23 protein-coding genes are annotated in these 20,898 nt (G+C 70.9%); 6 read left to right on the forward strand and 17 right to left on the reverse strand.

Annotated elements, in window-relative coordinates; genetic code table 11:
• Window positions 1-16 precede the first annotated feature (16 nt).
• The 3 genes from ACFQRI_RS18895 to ACFQRI_RS18905 form a co-directional block, all read right to left on the reverse strand.
• Window positions 17-1,354, reverse strand: coding sequence for an NAD(P)H-dependent oxidoreductase (locus ACFQRI_RS18895; RefSeq protein WP_380670409.1), 1,338 nt, complete (start codon window positions 1,352-1,354; stop codon window positions 17-19).
• Window positions 1,355-1,421: 67 nt separating this feature from the next.
• Window positions 1,422-1,790 (reverse strand): hypothetical protein, encoded by a 369-nt coding sequence (locus ACFQRI_RS18900; protein WP_380670411.1) that lies wholly within the window; start codon window positions 1,788-1,790, stop codon window positions 1,422-1,424.
• Window positions 1,787-3,229 (reverse strand): Nramp family divalent metal transporter, encoded by a 1,443-nt coding sequence (locus ACFQRI_RS18905; protein WP_380670413.1) that lies wholly within the window; start codon window positions 3,227-3,229, stop codon window positions 1,787-1,789. Before ACFQRI_RS18905 ends, ACFQRI_RS18900 begins: the two co-directional genes overlap by 4 nt.
• A 228-nt stretch (window positions 3,230-3,457) precedes the next feature.
• Between ACFQRI_RS18905 and ACFQRI_RS18910 the strand changes: the two genes are divergently transcribed.
• Complete coding sequence (locus tag ACFQRI_RS18910; protein ID WP_380670415.1) at window positions 3,458-4,480, forward strand: LacI family DNA-binding transcriptional regulator; 1,023 nt, start codon at window positions 3,458-3,460, stop codon at window positions 4,478-4,480.
• 547 nt (window positions 4,481-5,027) lie between these two features.
• On the opposite strand, the gene ACFQRI_RS18915 is transcribed toward ACFQRI_RS18910, so the two are convergent.
• The 7 genes from ACFQRI_RS18915 to ACFQRI_RS18945 all read right to left on the reverse strand — a co-directional run bounded on the left by ACFQRI_RS18915 (window position 5,028) and on the right by ACFQRI_RS18945 (window position 8,689).
• Window positions 5,028-5,462: an acyl-CoA thioesterase gene (locus ACFQRI_RS18915; protein WP_380670417.1), complete on the reverse strand. Its 435-nt coding sequence runs from the start codon at window positions 5,460-5,462 to the stop codon at window positions 5,028-5,030.
• 21 nt (window positions 5,463-5,483) lie between these two features.
• A complete protein-coding gene (locus ACFQRI_RS18920) occupies window positions 5,484-5,930 on the reverse strand; it encodes a MarR family winged helix-turn-helix transcriptional regulator (RefSeq protein ID WP_380670419.1) in 447 nt (148 codons plus the stop codon).
• Between the two features lie 5 nt (window positions 5,931-5,935).
• On the reverse strand, window positions 5,936-6,778 hold the full coding sequence (locus ACFQRI_RS18925; RefSeq protein WP_380670421.1) for a p-hydroxycinnamoyl CoA hydratase/lyase: 843 nt from the start codon (window positions 6,776-6,778) through the stop codon (window positions 5,936-5,938).
• Window positions 6,779-6,958: 180 nt separating this feature from the next.
• A complete protein-coding gene (locus ACFQRI_RS18930; protein ID WP_380670423.1) occupies window positions 6,959-7,384 on the reverse strand; it encodes a thioesterase, FlK family in 426 nt (141 codons plus the stop codon).
• On the reverse strand, window positions 7,381-7,614 hold the full coding sequence (locus ACFQRI_RS18935) for a hypothetical protein (protein WP_380670425.1): 234 nt from the start codon (window positions 7,612-7,614) through the stop codon (window positions 7,381-7,383). The genes ACFQRI_RS18930 and ACFQRI_RS18935 overlap by 4 nt, the downstream gene beginning before the upstream one ends.
• Before the next feature lie 180 nt (window positions 7,615-7,794).
• On the reverse strand, window positions 7,795-8,448 hold the full coding sequence (locus tag ACFQRI_RS18940; RefSeq protein WP_380670427.1) for an alpha-ketoglutarate-dependent dioxygenase AlkB family protein: 654 nt from the start codon (window positions 8,446-8,448) through the stop codon (window positions 7,795-7,797).
• 10 nt (window positions 8,449-8,458) lie between these two features.
• Window positions 8,459-8,689 (reverse strand): alpha/beta fold hydrolase, encoded by a 231-nt coding sequence (locus ACFQRI_RS18945; RefSeq protein WP_380670429.1) that lies wholly within the window; start codon window positions 8,687-8,689, stop codon window positions 8,459-8,461.
• 547 nt (window positions 8,690-9,236) lie between these two features.
• Between ACFQRI_RS18945 and ACFQRI_RS18950 the strand changes: the two genes are divergently transcribed.
• The gene (locus ACFQRI_RS18950) at window positions 9,237-10,136 is read left to right on the forward strand and encodes a helix-turn-helix domain-containing protein (protein WP_380670431.1); all 900 of its coding nucleotides are present in this window, start codon (window positions 9,237-9,239) and stop codon (window positions 10,134-10,136) included.
• 61 nt (window positions 10,137-10,197) lie between these two features.
• Here the strand turns inward: ACFQRI_RS18950 and lexA are convergent, their stop codons facing one another.
• Entirely contained in the window at window positions 10,198-10,848 is a 651-nt protein-coding gene (gene lexA, locus ACFQRI_RS18955; protein ID WP_380670433.1) for a transcriptional repressor LexA, read from the reverse strand.
• A gap of 260 nt (window positions 10,849-11,108) precedes the next feature.
• Here lexA and ACFQRI_RS18960 point away from each other — a divergent pair, with 260 nt between their 5' ends.
• Window positions 11,109-12,101 (forward strand): TerC/Alx family metal homeostasis membrane protein, encoded by a 993-nt coding sequence (locus tag ACFQRI_RS18960; protein ID WP_380670703.1) that lies wholly within the window; start codon window positions 11,109-11,111, stop codon window positions 12,099-12,101.
• Window positions 12,102-12,269: 168 nt separating this feature from the next.
• Here ACFQRI_RS18960 and ACFQRI_RS18965 read toward each other — a convergent pair whose 3' ends face one another.
• The 5 genes from ACFQRI_RS18965 to ACFQRI_RS18985 are packed head-to-tail and all read right to left on the reverse strand — an operon-like array spanning window position 12,270 to window position 16,927.
• The gene (locus ACFQRI_RS18965) at window positions 12,270-13,289 is read right to left on the reverse strand and encodes a Gfo/Idh/MocA family protein (RefSeq protein ID WP_380670435.1); all 1,020 of its coding nucleotides are present in this window, start codon (window positions 13,287-13,289) and stop codon (window positions 12,270-12,272) included.
• A complete protein-coding gene (locus tag ACFQRI_RS18970) occupies window positions 13,286-14,005 on the reverse strand; it encodes a ThuA domain-containing protein (RefSeq protein ID WP_380670437.1) in 720 nt (239 codons plus the stop codon). The genes ACFQRI_RS18965 and ACFQRI_RS18970 overlap by 4 nt, the downstream gene beginning before the upstream one ends.
• A gap of 13 nt (window positions 14,006-14,018) precedes the next feature.
• Complete coding sequence (locus tag ACFQRI_RS18975; protein WP_380670439.1) at window positions 14,019-14,819, reverse strand: carbohydrate ABC transporter permease; 801 nt, start codon at window positions 14,817-14,819, stop codon at window positions 14,019-14,021.
• Window positions 14,820-15,701 (reverse strand): carbohydrate ABC transporter permease, encoded by an 882-nt coding sequence (locus ACFQRI_RS18980; RefSeq protein ID WP_380670441.1) that lies wholly within the window; start codon window positions 15,699-15,701, stop codon window positions 14,820-14,822. It abuts the gene before it with no gap.
• Between the two features lie 5 nt (window positions 15,702-15,706).
• Window positions 15,707-16,927: an ABC transporter substrate-binding protein gene (locus tag ACFQRI_RS18985; protein WP_380670443.1), complete on the reverse strand. Its 1,221-nt coding sequence runs from the start codon at window positions 16,925-16,927 to the stop codon at window positions 15,707-15,709.
• A 256-nt stretch (window positions 16,928-17,183) separates the two neighbouring features.
• Here ACFQRI_RS18985 and ACFQRI_RS18990 point away from each other — a divergent pair, with 256 nt between their 5' ends.
• The 3 genes from ACFQRI_RS18990 to ACFQRI_RS19000 are packed head-to-tail and all read left to right on the forward strand — an operon-like array spanning window position 17,184 to window position 20,391.
• Window positions 17,184-18,185 carry a LacI family DNA-binding transcriptional regulator gene (locus tag ACFQRI_RS18990; protein WP_380670445.1) on the forward strand — a complete coding sequence of 334 codons (1,002 nt, stop codon included), beginning with the start codon at window positions 17,184-17,186 and terminating at the stop codon, window positions 18,183-18,185.
• 60 nt (window positions 18,186-18,245) lie between these two features.
• Window positions 18,246-19,373, forward strand: a complete 1,128-nt coding sequence (locus tag ACFQRI_RS18995) for a Gfo/Idh/MocA family protein (RefSeq protein ID WP_380670705.1) — start codon at window positions 18,246-18,248, stop codon at window positions 19,371-19,373.
• Between the two features lie 10 nt (window positions 19,374-19,383).
• Window positions 19,384-20,391, forward strand: coding sequence for a sugar phosphate isomerase/epimerase family protein (locus tag ACFQRI_RS19000; RefSeq protein WP_380670447.1), 1,008 nt, complete (start codon window positions 19,384-19,386; stop codon window positions 20,389-20,391).
• Here ACFQRI_RS19000 and ACFQRI_RS19005 read toward each other — a convergent pair whose 3' ends face one another.
• Window positions 20,392-20,853: a hypothetical protein gene (locus tag ACFQRI_RS19005; protein WP_380670449.1), complete on the reverse strand. Its 462-nt coding sequence runs from the start codon at window positions 20,851-20,853 to the stop codon at window positions 20,392-20,394.
• Window positions 20,854-20,898: the final 45 nt, after the last annotated feature.

A 20,898-nucleotide genomic window follows, 5' to 3' on the forward strand; every position in this document is an offset into this window, starting at 1 on the left:
ACCTCCCGCTCGCCGTTCACTTCGCCAGCAACTCCTCGGTTTCCGAGCGGAGCTCCAGGACCTGGTCGAACCGCCCGTCGAGCACGACGTCATCGCGGGTGAGAACGGTGCCCCGGGGTACGTCCCGCAGCAGCTCCACGTGATGCGCGAGGGCGATCGGCAGAGCCCCCCGCTCCATCGAGGCGCGCGCCGAGATCAGCTTGCCCCAGACCGTGTAACCGCCCTCCCCGTCGAGCTCGCCGCCAGCCGAGAGGTCCTTCTTCGCCGTTGCCACCACGTCGCCGTAGAAGCCCCTGGCCGCACCAGTGGCCACGCCGCGGAGCACGGCGTTGGCGATCGACATGCCCAGTTCGAGACCGACGTAGTGGTAGGGGCGGTAGAGCGCGGCGTAGCGCTTCGACGGGTCCGGGTGCCACGGGTATTCGGAGAAGCAGCCGGAGACGTAGTCGTTGGTCGCCTTGACCACCACGAACACGCCTTCCTGGGTGTTGTGCGGGATCCACTCGCCATCGCGGGTGACGCTCGACATCACCTCCACCGAGCCTTCGTGCGCCAGAACGCCCCCGGATTCCCTCGGCCGGCACACGGAGGCGATCTCCTCGAGATCGCCGGGTGCGAAGGTCAGCCCGTCGTCCGAGGGCACCAGACCGGCGGCGTTGGCCACCGACGCCATCTCGATCGCCGCCTTCGTGCCGTCCCGGAAGGCCGTGTGCATGTAGGGGTTCAGCTGCCCGGAATCGGTCAGCTCCTTGGAGAACTCCCAGTGCTCCCAGACGTTGTCGGGGTTCATCTCGTGGTAGTGCTCGAGGTACTTCGCGCCCTTGCCCGCGCAGACCACGTCGAATCCCGACGTCCGAGCCCAGTCGACCAGCTCCATGACCAGGGCCGGCTGATCGCCGTAGGCCAGCGAGTAGACCAGTCCCCGGTCGGCCGCGCGCTTCGCCAGCGCTGGTCCGGCGAGCGCGTCGCCCTCCACGGTCACCATGATCACGTGCTGCCCGGCGTCGAACGCCCGCAGCGCGTGCGCGATGCCGACGATCGGGTTCCCGGTGGCTTCCACGATCACGTCGATGCCCTCGCGGAACAGAACGCCTGCGTCGGCCACGACCGCGGTGCGATCCGCGGAGACGGCGTCGCCCGGATCGTCGGTCACGTCCTCGCGCGGCCAGCCCACCAGGTCGAGCGCCGCGTGCGCGCGTTCGAGGTCGATGTCGGCGATCGCCGCGACCCGCATGCCGGGCGTGTTGCGCACCTGGGACAGAAACATCGTCCCGAATCGGCCCGCGCCGATCACCCCGACCCGGATCGGGTCGTCGGCCTGTTCGCGGTCCAGCAGCAATTCGTGCAAGTTCACCAGAAGCTCCCAGCTGATAGCAGGTGATGACGATTTCGATCGGGTTCGGGGGCGTGCGCGGCGCACGTCATCCGCTCAAGCGATCTCGCGGGTTGGCGCGGAACCGACCGCGAGCGCGGCCGACCATCCACGAGCAGTACAGGGCGGCCATGGCCGCGATCGGGCTCAACACCGGTTGGACGACCAGCATCCCGGCCGTGAGCACGCAGGACGACACCGCGAGCGCGCGCCAGGTGCGCGAGCTGCGCGCGTCCGGTTCCGACGCGGGGCGGGCTCCCGATCCCCCTCCTCCCCCGCGCAGTCCCAAGTAGACCTGGCACGCCGAAGCGAGGGCGAAGACCAGGGCCCACCACCACGAACCGTCCTGCGCTCGGAACCCGGCCAGCAGGAGGAAGCAACCCGCTCCGACGGCATGACCGGGACTGATGCCGCTCATCGGACGACGCCCAGGTACTGGGCCAGCGCGATCAGGCCCGCCACCAGCAGGATCGCCGAAGACGCGGTCACGAGCGCTCGACCGGCCCGTCCGATGCGATGCGCCTTCGGGAGCACCCGCCGCTCCAGCACGAGCAGCCCGAACCCGTAGACGCCCACGGCGACCGTGCCCCCGACGATGTTCGCCGGGCTGATCAGGTCGACGAGATCTCCCCCGGTGAGCAGCAGCGCGACCCCGCCCAGCAGCACGTAGCCGTAGACCCAGCGCCGGGTCCGCGCCACGCCGCCCGCGTGCACCCGCTTGGACACCGCCGACAGCGATTCGTGGGTGGTGCGCGTGTAGACCTCCCAGATCGCGTACATGGTGCCCAGGAAGACCATGATGATCGCGACGATGTAGAAGTACCGCAGAACCGGGTGGATGATGCCCAGCACGTCGCCCTGGTAGGTCAGCACGTCGTTGCCGCTGGGCACGTTGTGCGCAGCACCGAGGATCTCCTTGCCGGTGATGATGAACGCGACGGCGGTCAGCGCCATCGTGGCGAAGCTGAGCACCACGTCGCCGAGCGGAGCCCGCGCCCATCCGCGAACCCGACGAGCTTCCCGTTCGGTCTCGGTCAGCGCCAGCGGTTCGACCAGCGGGACGTCGTCGGCCCGCCCGGGCAGACCCATCGCGCCCCAGCGCTTCTCGCGCATCAGGCCCGCGTACCCGATGTAGTCGTACATGCCGCCGCCGAGGCCGCCCATGAACACCACCGCTTCGACCCAGGCCGATTCGGCCGCGATGTCCGGGTACTCGGCTCCCACGAACGGCTGGTAGGCGAAGGTCTGCGGGACGAAGCCGCTCAGCACGTCGAGCCACTGCGGATCGGCCGCGAACACCGCCACGACCACCAGCGTCACCTTGAGCGCGACGATCGCGACCTGGGCGCGCTCCAACAGCGCGTACCAGCCGAACCAGGCGATCGCCGCGGCCAGCACCAGCAGCACCAGTCCCCACGCGATCGCCGGACCGCCGGCGATGCGGTGCAGGTAGCCGCCGATGCCCGATGCGAGCGCGCTGGCCACGAAGGGGAAGGACAGCACCGCCAGCACGCCGATCAGCATCGGGAACCAACCGCGCGGACCGGGAATCACCCTGGCGAGCCCCCGCATCGGGTGCTCGCCGGTGAGCACCGCGTAGCGGTTCGACGAGTAGATCACCGCGGCTTTGGCGACCGCTCCGACGACCACGAGCCAGAGCACGGCGAAGCCGAAGACCGCACCCATCCGAGAAGCGAGCACGGTTTCCCCGCTGCCCACGGTGAGCGAGGCGATGATCGCTCCGGGGCCGAAGAACTTCGCGATCGTGCCGAGGCTCAGCCGCCTTTCGGTCAACTCCGGCGGCACTTCCGGCAGCTGCTCCGGCTCGGCCGGCACCTCCGAATCCCGGGAACTCATGGTCTCACCCCCGCCGTCCCGAGCGCGGCCGCTCGGCTGCCGTTCCTCGAAGAACTTCGCGCGAACTCGACTCCGATGCCGTGCATGCTGACTCCTTCGTCAGTCATGTATAACGTTATACTCGGTGTGCAACGTTGTATTTTGTGGCATCCGGACGTTCCGCTGTCAACCCGCTCGACGACTGAGCGGCACCTCTCGCGAGAATGCTCGGAGCGAAGGAGGGGGACCATGGCACGGGGTCGCGAACCCACCGTCAAGGACGTCGCCGAGCACGCGGGAGTCTCCCCGGGGGTGGTCTCGCGGGTGGTCAACGCGAACGGTTCGGTCTCGGACCGAACCCGTCAGCGCGTGCTCGACTCCATCGACGAGCTGGGCTATCGCCCGCACAGCGCCGCGCGCGAGTTGCGCACCCGCACGACCAACACGATCGGCCTCGTGCTCGCCGACGTGGCCAACCCGTTCTTCTCCCAGCTGGCCGATCACGTCGTGCGCCATGCGACCCGCGCCGGACTGGGCGTTCTGCTGACGACCACGCAAGAAGACCCCGCGATGGAGCTCAAGAGCATCGAGCTGCTGATGCAGAAGCGGGTGTGCGGAGTGATCGCCGCCCCGGGCACCGAGAACCGCGCGGCGTGGCGGCACATGCGGAGCCTCGGCATCGAGCTGACCTTCGTCGACCGCTTCGTCGATCGCATCGGGAGCATCGACGTGGTCGGGGTCGACAACGAACGCGCCGCGCACGACGCGACCACCGCGCTCCTCGAACGCGGACACCGCCGCATCGCCCTGATCAGCGGGCCCAGCACCACGTCGACCGGGCGCGAGCGGGTCAGCGGCTACAGCCGCGCCTTGAGCGAGCGCGGCGTCGACGAAGCGCCCGGAATGGTGGCCGAGCTCGCCTTCCGCAACGTCGAAGCGGAATCCGCGCTGTCCCGGGTGCTGTCGCAGCCGGAACCACCGACGGCGCTGATCGTGGGCAACACCGCGGTTTCGGCGACCATCGTGACGCACCTGCGCGAATCCGGCATCGCGATTCCGGACGACCTCTCGGTGGTCGTCTTCCACGACGCCGAGTGGACCGCGCTGATGTCGCCGCCGCTGACCGTCGTGCGGCACCAGCTCGACGAGCTCGCCGAGCACGCCGTCGACATGCTGCACAGCAGGCTGGAGTCGACCGAGCGGCTGCGCCGGCGCGAGAAGCGGTTGCCGAGCGAGCTCGTCGTCCGCGGCAGCATCGGCCCGCCACCCTGAGCCGCGCGGAAATCCTGCGTGAAGCCCCACCGGTGCGCGGGTCGCAGCGCACCACGCGGAGGCCGCCCCGCTCTCGGGGCGTCAGGCGACATCTCGTCCGCACGAGCGCGTTCGCGCGACGCGAGGGCCCGTGCGGCGCCGCGCGATCTCGCCTCGGGAGAACCGCTGCTCAGCCGCGCCGCTTGAGCAGGACGACCAACGCGGCGATGCCGCCGAGAACGAACAGCGGAAACCCGAAGAACACGATCAATTCCCAACCACCAGGCATGCGCCGCAGTCTCACACACCGGCGGAGCGGGCGTCTCGCGTTCGCAGGAGCTCGCGACCAGCCCGCGCGGGCGACCGGCTCGACGGCGCCGGGCTGGCCGAGGAAGGGGATGACCAACCCAGCGCCGCCGCGGGGCCCAACCGCAGGAGCGCGCCGCGTGCGGCTAGCCCGTGCGAGAAGTCCCTATCACTCGCACGAACGGAATGTAACCAATGCGGGCTGGGCCAGCCACTCGGACGACCCAGGCGCGACTCGACTGAATGGTGGTTGTTTCCGGAATCATTCACTCCGCGTGGCCCCCGCGAGCACCTGCAGCGCTTCGCGGACGTCCGCGGGGATCGGGGTGGGGCGTCGGGTTCGCGCGTCGACGTAGACGTGCACCCACTTGCCCTCGGCCGCGCAGACGGCCTCGTCGTCGAACAGCGCGAGCTCGTAGGTGACGCTGCTGCTGCCCAGGCGGGCGACCCGCAGCCCGACGGTGACGTCCGCGGGGAACCCGACCTCGGCGAAGAACCGGCACCCGGATTCGGCGACGACGTTGACGACCTCGCCCGCGGCCGGATCGACCGCGGCGTTGGCCGCCAGCCACCCGTTGATCATGGTGTCGAACAGCTGGTAGTACACCGCGTTGTTCAGGTGCCCGTACATGTCGTTGTCGGTCCACCGGGTGGCGTAGACGCGGGTGGCCGGGAAGTCCTCGGGTGTTGCGCTCACCCCGCCATCCTCACACGGGCCCTACTCCCCGCCGCTGAGGTCGTCGTGCGCGCGCTCCAGGCTCCGGCGGAACAGCGGGCGCTCGACCTCGGGGATCGCCGCGAGCAGCTCGTCCTCGATCTCGGCGACCACCGGGTCGCAGCCGCGCAGCAGCGCGTGCCCGTCCTCGGTGAGGCTGATCAGCAGCACCCGGCGGTTGGTCGGATCGCGGTGCCGCTCGATGTGCCCGCGCTCCTCCAGCCAGCGCACCATCTCGTTCATCGTCTGCGGGGTGACGAACGAGCGACGCGCCAGCTGCGCCGACGAGAGCCCGGCCCGTCGGCGCAGCGCCGTGAGCGCGGTGAACTGCGTGGCGGTCAGGCCGTGCGGGCGCAGCGCCTCGTCCATCCGCGCTCGGATCACCAGCTCCAGGCGCTTCACCAGGTACAGCGTCAACGGCTCATCGGACACGCCACCATCATCGCGCATCCGCGTCATTCCCGTGCGTAGGCCGACAGCCCCGGCCGGAAGGTCTTCTCGTCGAGGAACTGCTGCATGCCGCGCCGCCTGGCCTGCTCGGCGTCGACGAACTGGGCCTGCTCGAACTTCGCGTAGAGGTAGTCCTCGGCCTGCTCCCAGGGCATCTCCTGGGCGACCTTGTAGCCGACCTTGGCCGCGCGCAGCACCTCGGGGTTGGTGGCGGCGAGCTTGGCGGCCAGCTCGCGGGTGCGCTCGCGCAGCCGCGCGGTGGGGACCGCCTCGTTGACCAGCCGCATCTCGGCGGCGCGGCGGCCGTCGAAGGGTTCGCCGGTCATGATGAAGTACAGCGCGTCGCGCTGGCTGACCGTCGCCGCCAGCGCCCGGCTGACCACGCCGCCCGGCGGGATCCCCCAGTTGATCTCGGAGAGCCCGAACTGCGCGTCCTCGTCGGAGATGGCCAGGTCGCAGGCGACCAGCGGGGTGAACGCGCCGCCGAAGCACCAGCCGTTGACCATCGCCACGGTCGGCTTGGACCAGTTGGCCAGCCGCTTCCACTGCCACTCAGCGCTGGCTCGGCGCACCCTGATCTGCAGCGCGGGGTCTCCGGACTCGTCGACCTCGCGGAAGTACTCCCTGAGGTCCATGCCCGCCGAGAACGACTCGCCCGCACCGGTGAGCACCAGCACCCGGCAGCGGGGGTCGGCCTCCAGGGCGTCGAGGGTGCGCACCATCTCGTCGTTGAGCGCGGGGTTCATCGCGTTGCGCTTGTCCGGGCGGTTGAGCGTCACCCAGGCGATCCCCTCGTCGAACTCGACGTCGACGGTGTCGCCCCACGGGCTCTCGCGGTGCGCGGTCATCCGAGCTCCCATTCATCAGGGTTCCTGATTGTTATGCTCGGGATGTTCAACGTGCGAACCTGCTGCGCGCAAGCTTTGGAGATCCAACTCACCCATTTCGAGCAGGATTCCTGATCGCCATCGGAGCGACCTGCCCAGCACAGCAGGTGAACAGGCCGCACCTGATGCCCCCTTCGCAGGTCAGCGGCCGAGGCGCCGGTAGAAGCGCTCGCGGTCGACCACGGCGACCTGGTGGCGCAGCACCCCGGCCTGCTCGCCGGTGTCGGCGTTGACCGCGCGAGCGGTCCAGGTCCGCCGGCCGCTCAGCGGATGCCCACCGCGCTCGAGCTCGATGCGCACCCGCTGCCCGGCCAGCGTCGGAGCGGCGTGCTCGTAAGTACCGCCGCAGCCGAGCATCGCGAACTCCTCGGGCACGTCCGGGGCGATCAGCTCCCAGGTCGCGTCCTCCAGCATCGCGATCAGCGACGCGGTGGCCCACACCGGCTCGCCGCGGCTGGCGAGCAGGCTGCCGGGCAGGATCCGCGGCACGGTGTGCTCGGTGCCGATCGTGCGCAGGCCGGTGCGCACCCGGTCCTGCTCGAAATCGGCGGTTTTGGCGGTGGTCATCGCTGAAATTCCCCCAAAAGCGATGGTGCTTCGGTGCTTTCGCGCCCGTCGACGCGGATCGGCCGCTCGCGCAGGCCCGGCCCGCGCTCGTCGCGCCAGGAGACCTCGCAGTCCGGGCAGTACCAGCGCTCCAGCGGCGCCGGCGCCCAAGCGGGCTCCCACCCGCACAGCGGACACCGGGCGGCGATCGCCAACGCGTCTCCGGATCGATTCAGTTCGACAGCGGTCATTGAACCTCCTAGTCGGCTTCGGCGGACCACGGCGATGTCCGCACCGTGGGAGTTATCGCCAGACCAAGATCGAAACTGAAGTGGACGATGGAAATCATTGCCGCTGAATCACCCGGTAGGTGATCAACCTCCGATTCGTCGTGCGGGCCGCGCAGCCCTGTGCTCCACAGTGGACGAGCGTCAGTCCATTCCGGACTCGCGCAACGTGATGTTGAGCCGTCCCGCGGTCATCCCGATGGAGGGGTCGGCCGTTCCCGGACGCGTGCGGGGAACGCCGTGGTAGGCCAGCCTGGACGCCCCGCCGAAGACGAACAGGTCCCCGGAACCCAGTTCCACGTCGGTCCACGGCCGGTTGCGGTTCTCGGTGTTGCCGAAGCGGAACACGCACTCGTCGCCCAGGCTCAGCGAGACCACCGGCGCCCGGCTGACCTCGTCGCGGTCCTGGTGCATGCCCATGCGCGCGTCCGCGTCGTAGAAGTTCACCAGGGCGACGTCCGGCCGGTAGGACTCCCCCGCCGCCGGGTCCTGGTAGGCCTCGGCGACCGCCCGCCGCCCGAGCTCGGCCAGCCAGGCGGGCAGCGGTTTGACCGGTGAGCCGTCGCCGTCGTCGACCGTCCTGGAGTAGCGGTAGGGGTACCAGTGCCAACCCAGGCAGACCGTGCGCACCGACATCCGAGCACCGCTGGGCAGCCGCGCGGCGCGCAGGCCGGCGGGCGGCTTGGCCCAGTCGCGGCACGCCAGCACCAGCCGCCGCTGCAGGTCCAGCGACAACCAGCCGGGCAGATGCACCGCGCCCGGGGCGATTTCGGTGCGCGGACGCGGGAACAGCTCCACTCCCGCGACATTACTGCTCAGCTCCGCAGGAACGACAGCACCCGCTCGGTCTGCCCCAGCACCGAGCGCCCGACGCCGGGCAGCGCGCGCACCGACGCCCGCGGACCACCTCGCGCAGCCTGCGCCCGGTCTCGGCGGTGTCGAACATGACGTCCTCGCGCCCGGCGATGACCAGCACCGGCATCCGCAGCTCGCGCAGCTGGGCATCGGTGAACACCGGCAGTCGGTTCGCGGTGCGCACTCGGTGACGATCTCGGCGAGGCACGCCAGGAAGGGGCCGTCGCTCGCCGCGCCGAGTCCCGCGACCGCTCGCACCGAGCGCCGCTCCCCCCGGCCCCAGCAGCCGACGACGTCGACCGAGTGCACCCGGACGTGCCGCGCGAGCGCGAGCACGTCGTCGCGCCACATCGCCGAGTTGGCGCCCCAGCCGTGCAGCAGCACCAGCGGAGGCGCGCCCTGCGGCCCGGAGCTGAGCACGAAGGTCTCCCCCAGCCCGGTCGGGATCAGCTGCCGCTCGGCCGGTATCGGCCACTCGTCGAGCGACCACCGGTGGCCCTCCTCGATGCGCCGAGCGCCCCGCTCCGAGCGGTGGATCTGCGTGCGCGCGCGTCACGTCGCCCCCGAGTCGCTCATCGACGACGCATCGTACTTATCATTCCTCTTCATTCCAGAAACACTCTCATTGCACGTACGTATAGGTACGGTTGCGTTCCCGATCGGTGTGCGTTGGGAGATCTCCGGAAAATGGGCTTGAGTCTCCACCGGCTGGAAGGTTGACCGTGGTCGACGTGAGCGATCGGAGCGAACTGCTCAGCATCGGCGAGCTGGCTCGGCGCACCGGGATGGCGGTGCGCACGATCCGCTTCTGGTCGGACAGCGGGGTCATCACCCCGACGACCCGGTCCGGCGGCGGGTACCGCCTCTACGACGCGACGGCGGTGGCTCGCGTCGAGCTGGTCCGCACCCTGCGCGAGCTGGGGCTGGACCTGGACTCGGTGCGGCGGGTGCTGAGCAGCCGGGAAACCGTCCAGGACGTCGCCGAGGCGCACCTGGAGGCGCTGGACGCCGAGATCCGCACGCTGCAGGTGCGGCGGGCGGTGCTGCGGTGGGTCGCTCGACGTGGCAGCACGACCGAGGAGTTGAGACTCATGAACGACGTGGCGCGCATGTCCGCCGACGAGCGGCAGCGCATCATCGACGACTTCGTCCGCGAGGCCTTCGCCGGCGTCGAGGAGGTCGCCCCCGGCTCGCAGATCGCGCAGGCGATGCGGACCATGCCCGCGACCCTGCCCGACTACCCGAGCGCCGAGCAGGTCGAGGCGTGGGTGGAGCTGGCCGACCTGGTCGGCGACGCCGACTTCCGCGCGCGCGTGCGCGAGATGGCGGTGGCGGGCGCGCAGCCCCAGCAGCTCACCGAGTACGACCCGCAGGAGGTGATCGAGCACGTGCCCGCGGCGGTGGAAGCCGGGATCGCCCCCGAATCGACCGAAGGCCAGCAGGTCCTGCACCGGCTCATCGATCCCGCGATGACCGCCGAGCAGCGTCGGGACCTGGCCGAGCGGATGACGACCTTCACCGACCGCCGGGTGGAGCGCTACTGGCAGCTGCTGGGCGTGCTCAACGACTGGCCGAACTGGTCACCGCGCGTGCCGGCGTTCGAGTGGGTCATCGCGGCCCTGCGCGCCTAGGAGCTGCTCCGCCCAGCGGTGTGAGCGGCTCCGCCGCACTCCCGAGCGGAGCCGCGGGCGCTCAGACGTTCCGCAGGACCGAGACGACCGCGCCGAGGATGGTGGCGTCGTCGCCGTCGATGACCTCGTAGGCGGGGTTGCGCGGTTCGAGGTGCACGTGGCCGTTGCGGCGGCGGTAGACCTTGACCGTGGCCTCCTCGTCGATCATCGCGGCGACGATCTGCCCGGAGTGCGCCTCGGCCTGCTGGCGGACCACCACGATGTCGCCGTCGCAGATCGCGGCGTCGACCATCGAGTCACCCCGAACCCGCAGGCCGAAGACGTTGCCGCGGCCGGTGAGCTCGCGCGGCAGGCTGAGCACGTCGTCGACGTGCTCCTCGGCCGCGATGGGCGCGCCGGCCGCGATGTCGCCCACCACCGGGACGGGAACCGAGTCCTCCCGGTTCTCCTGCTGCGGTTCCTGCAGGAACAGCCGCACGTCGATGGGCTTGGCCAGGGTGTTGCTGCGCCGCAGGAACCCCTTGTCCTCCAGCGCGGCCAGGTGCCGCGACACAGACGAGGACGAGCGCAGGCCGACGGCATCGCCGATCTCGCGGGTGCTCGGCGCGTAGCCGTGCTTGACCACGAAGTCCCGGATCACCGCCAGGATGCGCTGCTGGCGATCCGGCAGGACCGAGGTGTCCAGGTGCTCGAGTTCGTCGAATGCGGTCACCCGCGGAATCCTAAACGCCTCCTCCGAACCTCCAGCACCACGGTCCACACCGGACTCGCCGAGGGATCCCCTCCCGGCGCCCGCGGTCCCCCACCCGGGCGCCGCTCGGATGGCCGAGCTCACCGCGCTGCTCGATACTGCCGCTGAGGGGAGTACTTCCAAGGGCCTGCCCGGTCAGGACGGACACCCCCGGTGTCCCCGGGAGGCCGCCCGCAGCGGTGAAGGAGACCTCGATCGCGACGCGGTTCGAGGAGACGCCCGTGCACGTGCTCGCCGCTCCGTCGGAATCGATCGGCTCGCCGTTGCTGTGGGTCGTGACCATCGCCGTGCTCGTCGTCCTGCTGATCGCGGACTTCCTGGTCACCCGCCGCCCGCACGCGGTCGCGATGCGCGAGGCCGTCCTCTGGTCGGTGTTCTACCTCGCGCTGCCGCTGGTGTTCGGGCTGGGCCTGTGGGTCATCTCCGGCGGTCCGCAGGCGCTGGAGTTCATCACGGGCTACGTGGTGGAGAAGTCCCTGTCGGTGGACAACCTGTTCGTGTTCATCCTGATCCTGGCCGGCTTCGCGGTACCGCCCGATCTGCAGCAGCGCGTGCTGCTCTACGGCATCGTCGGCGCGCTCGTGCTGCGCGGCGTGTTCATCGCCGCCGGTGCCGCCCTGCTCCAGGCGGGCACCTGGGCCTTCCTGCTCTTCGGCGCGATCCTGTTCGCCACCGCGGCCCGGATCCTGCACGAAGCGCTGGCCGGTGCCACCGTCGAGCGCGACGTGTCGCAGCTGCGCTCGGTGCGGCTGCTGCGCCGGATGACACCGGTCACCGACGACTACCGCGGCGCCCGGCTGACGGTTCGCGAAGCGGGCAGGCGCGCCGTGACCCCGCTGGCGGTGGTGGTCGTGGCGGTGTTCGCCACCGACGTCGTGTTCGCCATCGACTCGGTGCCCGCTGTCTACGGGGTCACCGACGATCCCTACCTGGTGTTCACCACCAACGCCTTCGCCCTGCTGGGCCTGCGCGCCCTGTACTTCGTGCTGCACACGGCGCTGTCCAAGCTCACCCACCTCAACCACGGGCTGGCGCTCATCCTCGCGCTCATCGGCGCCAAGCTCGTCCTGCACTGGGCGCACGGCATCTGGCCCGGCGTCCCGGAGATCCCCACGCCCATCTCGTTGGCGGCCATCGTGCTGATCCTGGCGACCGTCACGCTGACGAGCTTGCGCGCCCGCAACACCGCCGAACCCGCCACGCCCAGGAGCTGACCATGCTCACCACCGTCCTCGTCGAGGCCGCGGCCACCGCGCTCCTGCTGATCGCGCTGCTGATCACCTGCGCGGTCCTGCTCGACCCCCGCCCGCCGAGAGCACCGCACCGCTGACGCGGGCCGTCCCGCTGCGGGCACCGCACCGCGGCGCGGTGCCCGCAGCGGCTCAGCCCTCCGCGGCGGCCAGCACCTCGTCGACCCGGACCCGCGAGCCGGTCTCGGCCGAGGCGATGGCCGCGTGGACCATCGCCAGGCTGCGCAGGTTGTCGTGGCACTCGTTCATCGGTTCGACACCGGTGCGCAGGGCTTCGACGAACACCGCCAGCGACCCGCGCAGGTCGTCGCCCGGGTAGTCCTCGGCGGTGGCCACCGCGCGCGGCCGGAGCGCTTCGACCTGCGGTTCGCCGATGCCGTCCCAGGTGGCCGTCCCGCCCGCGGCCGACACCCGCCAGTCCGAGTTCCACGAGGTCTCCAGGCCCGGGCTGCACCAGGACCCGGTGTAGACGAAGCGGGACCCGCCGCTCATCTCGAACACCGCGGTGGTCGCGGCGCTGCCCGCGTACCAGCTCCACGAGGGGTTGAACTCCTCGCAGTAGACCGCCACCGGGTCGGCGTCGAGCAGGAAGCGCGCGGCGTCGAAGTTGTGGATGGCCATGTCCACCACCAGCGGGTGCGCCATCGCCTCGCGGAAGCCGCCGAAGTGCGGTGCCTTGAAGAACTGGTGGGTGAGCAGGCCGACCTCGCCGAGTGCCGCCACCTCCCGCTTGAGCCGCCACAGGCCGGGGTGGAAGCGCCGGTTCTGGCTGACCACGAACAGCTCGCCCGCTTGCTCGGCGGCTCGCACCAGCTTCACCGCCTCGGGCAGCGTCGCCGCCAGCGGCTTCTCCCCCAGCACCGGCAGCCCCAGCTCCAGGGCCTCCAGCGTGACCGGCAGGTGCGCGGCCGGTGCGGTCACGTCCACCACGGCGTCGGCCGCGCTGCGCCGGGCCACCTCGCCCAGCGACGCCCCGGCGGCCGCACCGGGCGGTGCGGCCGCGCGCGCGGCGCCCTCGTCGAGGTCGACCACGCCCGCGACCTCCGCGAGCCGGCTGCCGGCGACGGCCTCGACCCACGTGCGGCCCATCTGACCGGCACCGACGATCACCAACCGCAGCGGGCGGTCGTCGGTGATGGTCCGGAAGCTCATTCGAACCACCCCTCGGGACGGTTGCGCAGCACCGGGATCTCGCGTTCGCCGGCAGGTGCGGCCCACCGCACGCCGTTGGCGATCACGCGCCGCACGTCGGGGTGGTGGTAGACCGGGAAGGCCTGATCGCCGGGGCTGAAGTAGAAGATCCGCCCGTGCCCGCGGCGGAAGGTGCACCCGGAGCGGAACACCTCGCCGCCGCTGAAGGAGCTGATGAAGATCAGCTCGTCCGGCGCGGGGATGTCGAAGAACTCCCCGTACATCTCCTGCGACTCGATCGCGATCGGGTGCGGAACGCCTCGCGCGATCGGGTGCGTCGGATCGACCGTCCACACCAGCTCGCGGTCCTGCGCGCTGCGCCAGTTCAGGTTGCAGGTGGTGCCCAGCAGCCTGCGGAAGGTCTTCGACAGGTGCCCGGAGTGCAGCACGACCAGTCCCATCCCGGCGAGCACGTGCCGCTGCACCCGCTCGACGACCTCGTCGTCGACCTCCTCGTGCGCGGCGTGCCCCCACCAGGTGAGCACGTCGGTGCCGGCCAGCACCTCCTCGGTGAGCCCGTGCTCGGGGTCGGCCAGCGTCGCGGTGCGCACCCGCGCCTCCGGGTGGTGGTCGGTGACCGCCGAGGCCACCGCTCCGTGGATGCCCTCCGGGTAGCGCTCGGCCACATCGGCTTCGGTGGTCTCGTGGACGTTCTCGTTCCACACCGTGACCCGCATGGATGTTCCCTTCCTACTTGACGGAACCGCCGCTGATGCCCGAGACGATGTGCCGCTGGGCGAAGACCAGCAGCACCGCCGCGGGCAGCGACGCGAGGACCGCGGTGGCCATCACCGCGCTCCAGTCGGTGGTGTCGACGCCGAGGTAGTCGTAGATGGCCAAGGTGACCGGCTTGACGTCGTCGGTGGTGTTGAGCGTCAGCGCGAACAGGAAGTCGCTCCAGGCGAACAGGAACGCGAAGACCCCACCGGTGATCAGGGCGTTGCGGCTCATCGGAACGACCACCGAGACGAAGGTGCGCAACCGGTTGGCGCCGTCGACCATGGCCGCCTCCAGGACCTCGCCGGGCAGCCCGGCCATGAACGCGCGCAGCAGCACCGTCGCGAACGGGATGCCCAGCGCCGCGTCGGCCAGGATCAGCCCGAGGTAGGAGTTGACCAGCCGCAGGTCGACGTAGGCGTTGTAGACCGCGTTGGCCACCACGATGTCGGGGACCATCTGGGCCACCAGCGAGCCGAAGAGCACCAGCCGCGCGCCCCGCAGGCGGAAGCGGCCCAGCGCGTAGGCGGCGGGCGCCGAGATCGCCAGGCACAGCACCGCGGCGCCGAGCGCGATCGCGAGGCTGGTGGCCATCGCGCCGCCCTGGTCGCGCAGCGCCGCGGCGAACCCGCCGAGCCCGGCGTCGTCGGGCACCGGGCTCAGCGCGGCCAGGCTGCTCCCGGGTTGCAGCGCGATGTTGATCATCCAGTAGAGCGGGAACAGCAGCACGGCGACGATCGCCAGCGCCACCGCGGTCGAGGTCGCCGATCGCACTCAGCCCACCTCCTTGCGGCCCGCGCGCAGGTAGAGCAGCGCGAACACCAGGCACGCGGCCATCAGCACGTTGCCCACGACCGCGCCGCGGCCGAAATCGAGGTTCATGAAGGAGTTCTGGAACACCTGGGTGCTCAGCGACTCGGTCGAGTTGGCCGGACCGCCGCCGGTGAGCACCAGGATGATGTCGAGCACCTTGACCGTGGCGATGAAGCCGAGCAGCAGCACCACGCCGGCCACCGGGCGCAGCATCGGCCAGGTGATGGTGCGGAAGGTCCGCCAGCGGCCCGCCCCGTCGAGGGCCGCCGCCTCGTAGAGGTCGGCGGGGATCTCCTGCAGCCCGCCGTAGAGGATGACCATGTTGAACGGGATCCCGATCCAGATGTTGACCAGCACGACCGACAGCAGGGCCACCTGCGGGCTGCTCAGCCACGGCACGTTGTGCTCGATCAGCCCGGTGGTGCGCAGGAAGCCGTTGAGCACGCCGCCTTCCTGGTCGAGCATCTGCCGCCACACCATCCCGGCGGCCACCAGCGGCACCAGCCACGGCAGCAGCAGGAGCGAGCGCAGCAACCGGGACAGCGGGAAGTTCCGCCGGAAGTGCAGGGCCAGCAGCAGGCCGATGCCGAACTGCCCGACCAGCGAGCCGACGGTGAACAGCACCGTGTTGATCGCGGCGCGGCCGAACACCGGGTCGGCGAACGCGGCCCGCCAGTTGGCCAGGCCGACGAACGGGGCTTCGCCGGTGAAGAACGTGGCGGCGGTGTAGCTCTGGAAGCTCATCACCACGTTGTTCACCAGCGGGTAGCCGAAGAACGCGGCGAGGTAGACGATCGCCGGGAGCAGGAACGCCCACTTGGCGGCTCGGGTGCGCGCGGTCATCGCCATCACGCTCCCGCGTTCGCCTGCTGCTGGGCGCGTTCGAGCGCCTGCTCCGGCGTGGCGTTCCCGGAGATCGCCGACTGGATCGCCGTCCACAGCGCGCGGGCGGTCTCCGGCCAGCGGGTGCCCAGGTGCTCGGTGCGCGCGCGGGCGGCCGGTGCGGTGTCGTAGAAGACCTGCAGGTCGGGAACCTGCGGGTGCAGCTTCGCCGCGGCCGCCGGACGGCTGGGCACCCGGTTGGCCGCGCGGGCCACCGCCATCTGCGCCTTCTCGGTGTTCATGCAGCGCACGAGTTCAGCGGCCTTGCGCTGGCGCCACGGCTCGGTCTTCGGGATGGTCATGACCTCGCCGCCGAGCGCCGTCGCGGGCGGCGCTCCGGGACGCGGCACCGGGATCGGGACCACTCCCCAGTTCAGCCCCGGGGTTTCGCGGATCTCGGCGGCCTGCCAGCTGCCGTTGACCATCATCGCCAGGCGTCCGGCGGTGAACTGGTTCTTCACGTCGCCCTGCTCCCAGTTGAGCACAGACTGCGGCGCCGCCCCGGAGCGCACCAGGTCGGTCCACAGCCGCAGCGCGCCCGCCACCTGCGGCGAGTCGAGCCGGCGCTCGTCGCCGCCGTTGGGCCACAGGAACGCCAGGAACTGGTAGGCGCCCTCGAAGGACGCGTAGGCGCTGAAGCCGATGCCGCGGTGCTGCGCCGTGGTGAGCTCGCGCGCGCTCCGCCGGAGCTCGTCCCAGGTCCTCGGCGGCCGCACCCCGGCCGCCCGCAGGATGTCCTCGTTGTAGTACAGCGCCAAGGTGTTGACCGTGGGGGCCACGCCGTAGAGCTCGCCGCGGTAGCGGCCGGTCCCGGTGATGTTGGCGGCCATCCCCTCGGCTCCGACGCCGAGATCGGTCAGCGGGACCAGCGCGCTGGTATCGGCGAACTGCGGCAGGTCCGGGTTGTCGAGCATCAGCACGTCCGGCAACGAGCGCGAGGAGGCCATCCGCAACGCCTTGGGCACCAGCTGATCACCGGTGACGCTGTAGTGCCGCACGCCGATCCCGATCTGGCGCCCGCACTCCTCCAGCTGGGCGCTCATCGCCGATCGCATGGGTTCGTCGCCGTGGTAGTCCATGAAGGTCAGCCGGTCCGGCTCCCGGCCGGCGGCGCAGCCGGTGGCCAGCACCGCGCTCAGCGAAGCGGCCAGCAGCGTTCGTCTTCGGGTTCGCGCCTGGGCTCTCAAACCGTCCTCCTGTTGCTTCGTCGCAATAGGGGTCCACGTGGTTCTCAGTCGAAGCGTTTCGACAATTGATGTCGAACATTTCGATGATTTCTCGACCGGACGGCTCGGAATTGTGCGGTCGGATTGCGCATCTGGTCAATGCTTTTCATGGGACGGAAGAACGAGAATTCGGCGCTTCTTGCGTTTCCGGCCCCGCAGGCCTAATCTCCGCAACCAGACTCTTTCGATGCGCTTCGACGCACCTGTGGAGGATCCGATGGTGTCGATCTCCGACGTCGCCAAGGATGCCGGCGTGTCGGCCAGCACGGTGTCCTACGCGCTGTCCGGGAAGCGGTCGATCTCGGCGGAGACCCAGCGCCGCGTGGAGACCAGCATCCGGCGGCTCGGCTACCACCCGCACGCCGGGGCCCGCGCCCTGGCCAGCAGCCGCACCAGCGTGCTGGCCCTGGTGATGCCGCTGCGCACCGACATCCACATGCCGGCGATGATGCGCTTCGTCACCTCGATGGCCACCGCCGCGCGGGCGCACGACTACGACCTGCTCCTGCTGACCAGCGACGAGGGACCGGCCGGCCTGCGCCGGGTGGCCAACTCCGCGATGGCCGACGCGTTCCTGGTGATGGAGGTCGAGGCCGACGACCCCAGGATCCCGGTGCTGCGGGAGCTGTCCCGGCCCGCCGTGCTGATCGGGCTTCCCGACGATCCGGGCGGGTTGCCTTGCGTGGACCTGGATTTCACGGCCGCGGCGAAGCGCTGCGTGGCCGAGCTGGGCGACGCCGGTCACCGCGACGTCGCGCTGATCGGCTCGCCCCCGGTCGTCTACGAGCGGGGCACCAGCTTCGCGACCCGGTTCCTGCGCGGTTTCGACGAGGCGGTGCGGGATCGCGGGATGCGCGGCAGCTCGCGCTCGTGCGCGCCCGACTACGACGCGGTGCGCGCGTGCCTGGGCGAACTGCTCGAGGAGCGGCCGGAGATCACCGGTCTGGTGGTGCACAACGAGGCGGCGCTGGGTTCGGTGCTCGCCGAGCTGCACAACAGCGGCAGGCACGTTCCCGAGGACATCTCGGTGGTCGCGGTCGGGCAGGACAGCGCGGCGCACCGGGAGGTCCCGCTGACGACGGTGCCGCTGCCCACCGAGGACATGGTGCGCATCGCGGTGGAGCTGGCGATGCGCGCGCTGCAGGGCTCCGGAGCCCCCGAAACGCGGCTGCTCGCACCGCAGGTCGTACCGGGCAAGAGCGTCGAACCGCGGCGCTGAGAGCGCGACGAACCGGGAGGAGAGCAGGTGCCATCGACCGAACCCGTCCTCGGCGTGGGGATGATCGGCCACTCGTTCATGGGCAGGGCGCACTCGCACGCCTGGCGCAGCGCCGGCCGGTTCTTCGAGCTGCCGGTGGAGATCGGGATGAACGCGCTGGTCGGACGCGATGCGAGCCGGGTCGCCGCGGCGGCCGGCACCCTGGGCTGGCGAACCGCGGGAACCGACTGGCGAGAACTGCTCGGCGATCCGGACGTGCAGCTGATCGACATCTGCGTGCCCGGTTCCGCGCACGCCGAGATCGCGATCGCCGCGCTGGAGGCGGGCAAGCACGTGCTGTGCGAGAAACCTCTGGCCAACGGCGTCGAGGAGGCGCGCGACATGGCCGCCGCGGCGGCGCGCGCGGCCGAGCGCGGCGCGTTCGCGATGGTCGGGTTCAACTACCGCAGGCTGCCCGCGACGGCGCTGGCCCGCCGGTTGGTCGCGCGGGGCCGCATCGGCCAGGTGCGCCACGTGCGCGCCCAGTACCTCCAGGACTTCCTCACCGATCCCGAGTTCCCGCTGGTGTGGCGCCTGGACAGGGACCAGGCGGGCTCCGGCGCGCTCGGCGACATCGGCGCGCACGTCGTCGACCTCGCCCAGTTCCTCACCGGTGAGCGGATCGTCGGGGTGTCGGGCACCACCGAGACCTTCGTGCGTCACCGCCCGCTGGCGGACGGCTCCGGCGAGGGCGAGGTGACCGTCGACGACGCGGCGCTGTTCACCGCCCGGCTCTCCGGCGGCGGGCTCGCCGCGTTCGAGGCGACGCGGATGGCCACCGGCCGCAAGAACGCGCTGCGCATCGAGATCAACGGTTCCCGCGGCAGCCTCGCGTTCGACCTGGAACGGCTCAACGAGCTGGAGTTCCACGACGCCGGCGAGGACCCGAGCACCGCCGGTTTCCGCCGCGTGCTGGCCACCGAACCCGACCACCCGTACCTGGAGGCCTGGTGGCCGCCGGGCCACGGCTTGGGCTACGAGCACAGCTTCACCCACGAGGTCGCCGACCTGGTCCGCTCGCTGGCCGCGGGCGAGCAGCCGCGACCGTCGTTCGACGACGGCCTCTCGGTGCAGCTGGTGCTCGACGCCGTCGAGCGCAGCGCCGCCGCCGAGGGTCGTTGGACCACCGTTGCCGAACAACAGCAGTGAGGAGAGCGCGATGCCGAAACCGGTCACGTTGTTCACCGGGCAGTGGGCCGACCTGCCCTTCGAGGAGGTCTGCCGGCTGGCCTCGGAGTGGGGCTACGACGGGCTCGAGATCGGGTGCCAGGGAGACCACTTCGAGGTCGACCGCGCGGTGAGCGAGGACGACTACGTCGCGGGCAGGCGGGAGATCCTGGACCGCTACGGCCTGCAGGTCTGGACGATCTCCAACCACCTGGTCGGTCAGGCGACCTGCGATCATCCGATCGACGAGCGGCACCGCAACATCCTGCCGAAGCGGATCTGGGGCGACGGCGAACCCGAAGGCGTGCGCGCCCGCGCCGCCGAGGACCTGAAGAACACCGCGAGGGCCGCGCGGAAGCTCGGGGTGTCCACGGTGGTCGGCTTCACCGGTTCCTCGATCTGGCACACCGTGGCGATGTTCCCGCCGGTCCCGCCGGAGATGATCGAGCGCGGGTACGCCGACTTCGCCGCGCGCTGGAACCCGATCCTCGACGTGTTCGACGAGCAGGGCGTGCGCTTCGCCCACGAGGTCCACCCCAGCGAGATCGCCTACGACTACTGGACGACGCAGCGGGCGCTGGAAGCCGTCGGCCACCGCGAGGCGTTCGGCCTGAACTTCGACCCGAGCCACTTCATCTGGCAGGACCTGGACCCGCTGACCTTCCTGTGGGACTACCGCGACCGCATCTACCACGTCGACTGCAAGGAGTCGGTCACCCGGTTCAACGGCCGCAACGGACGTCTCGGCTCGCACCTGCCGTGGGCCGACCCGCGCCGCGGCTGGGACTTCGTCTCGACCGGCCACGGCGACGTGCCGTGGGAACCGATCTTCCGGATGCTCAACTCCATCGGTTACGAGGGCCCGATCTCGGTGGAGTGGGAGGACGCGGGGATGGACCGCCTGCAAGGCGCCCCGGACGCCCTGCGGTTCGTCCGCGGTCTCGCGGCCATCGAGCCCCCGGCGCAGTCCTTCGACGCGGCCTTCCGGACGACCGACTAGCTAGTCGACCTCCACCTTGGCGACGGGGTTGCCGTCGGTGCAGCTCACCGAGACGTCCACGGTCGCGTCGCGGGACTCGAAGGTGAGCTCCGCCTCGCTCTCCGGGACGTCGTCGACGTCGTCCACGCGGAATCCCTGCGCCGGGCTCCAGGACAGCAGGACCGCCCGCCCCGATTCGTCGCAGCCGGTCACCACCGAGCCGCCGGGAGTGCGTTCCACGTCGCGCGCCGGCGGCCGGTCGGTCGCCGGCGACTCCGGGGCGGGATCGGCCGGGGCCGGTGAGGCGGGCCGGGCCAGTTCGGCTTCGACCTCGGCCGGTTCGGTCAACGGCGGGCCCGAGGCGAGAACGCCCCGCCCGAGGGCGGAAACCGCGACCAGGCCCACGGCCACCGCGACGCAGGCGGCGGCCAACCAGCCCAGCACCGCCAGGGCGATGCGCGCGGTGCGGTGCGGGACGGCCATGGCTCCCACTATGCCAAGCCGTCCGACGAACTCGCACGGGCTACC

It is taken from the genome of Saccharopolyspora griseoalba (genome assembly GCF_042665275.1).
Lineage (GTDB): Bacteria > Actinomycetota > Actinomycetes > Mycobacteriales > Pseudonocardiaceae > Saccharopolyspora > Saccharopolyspora griseoalba.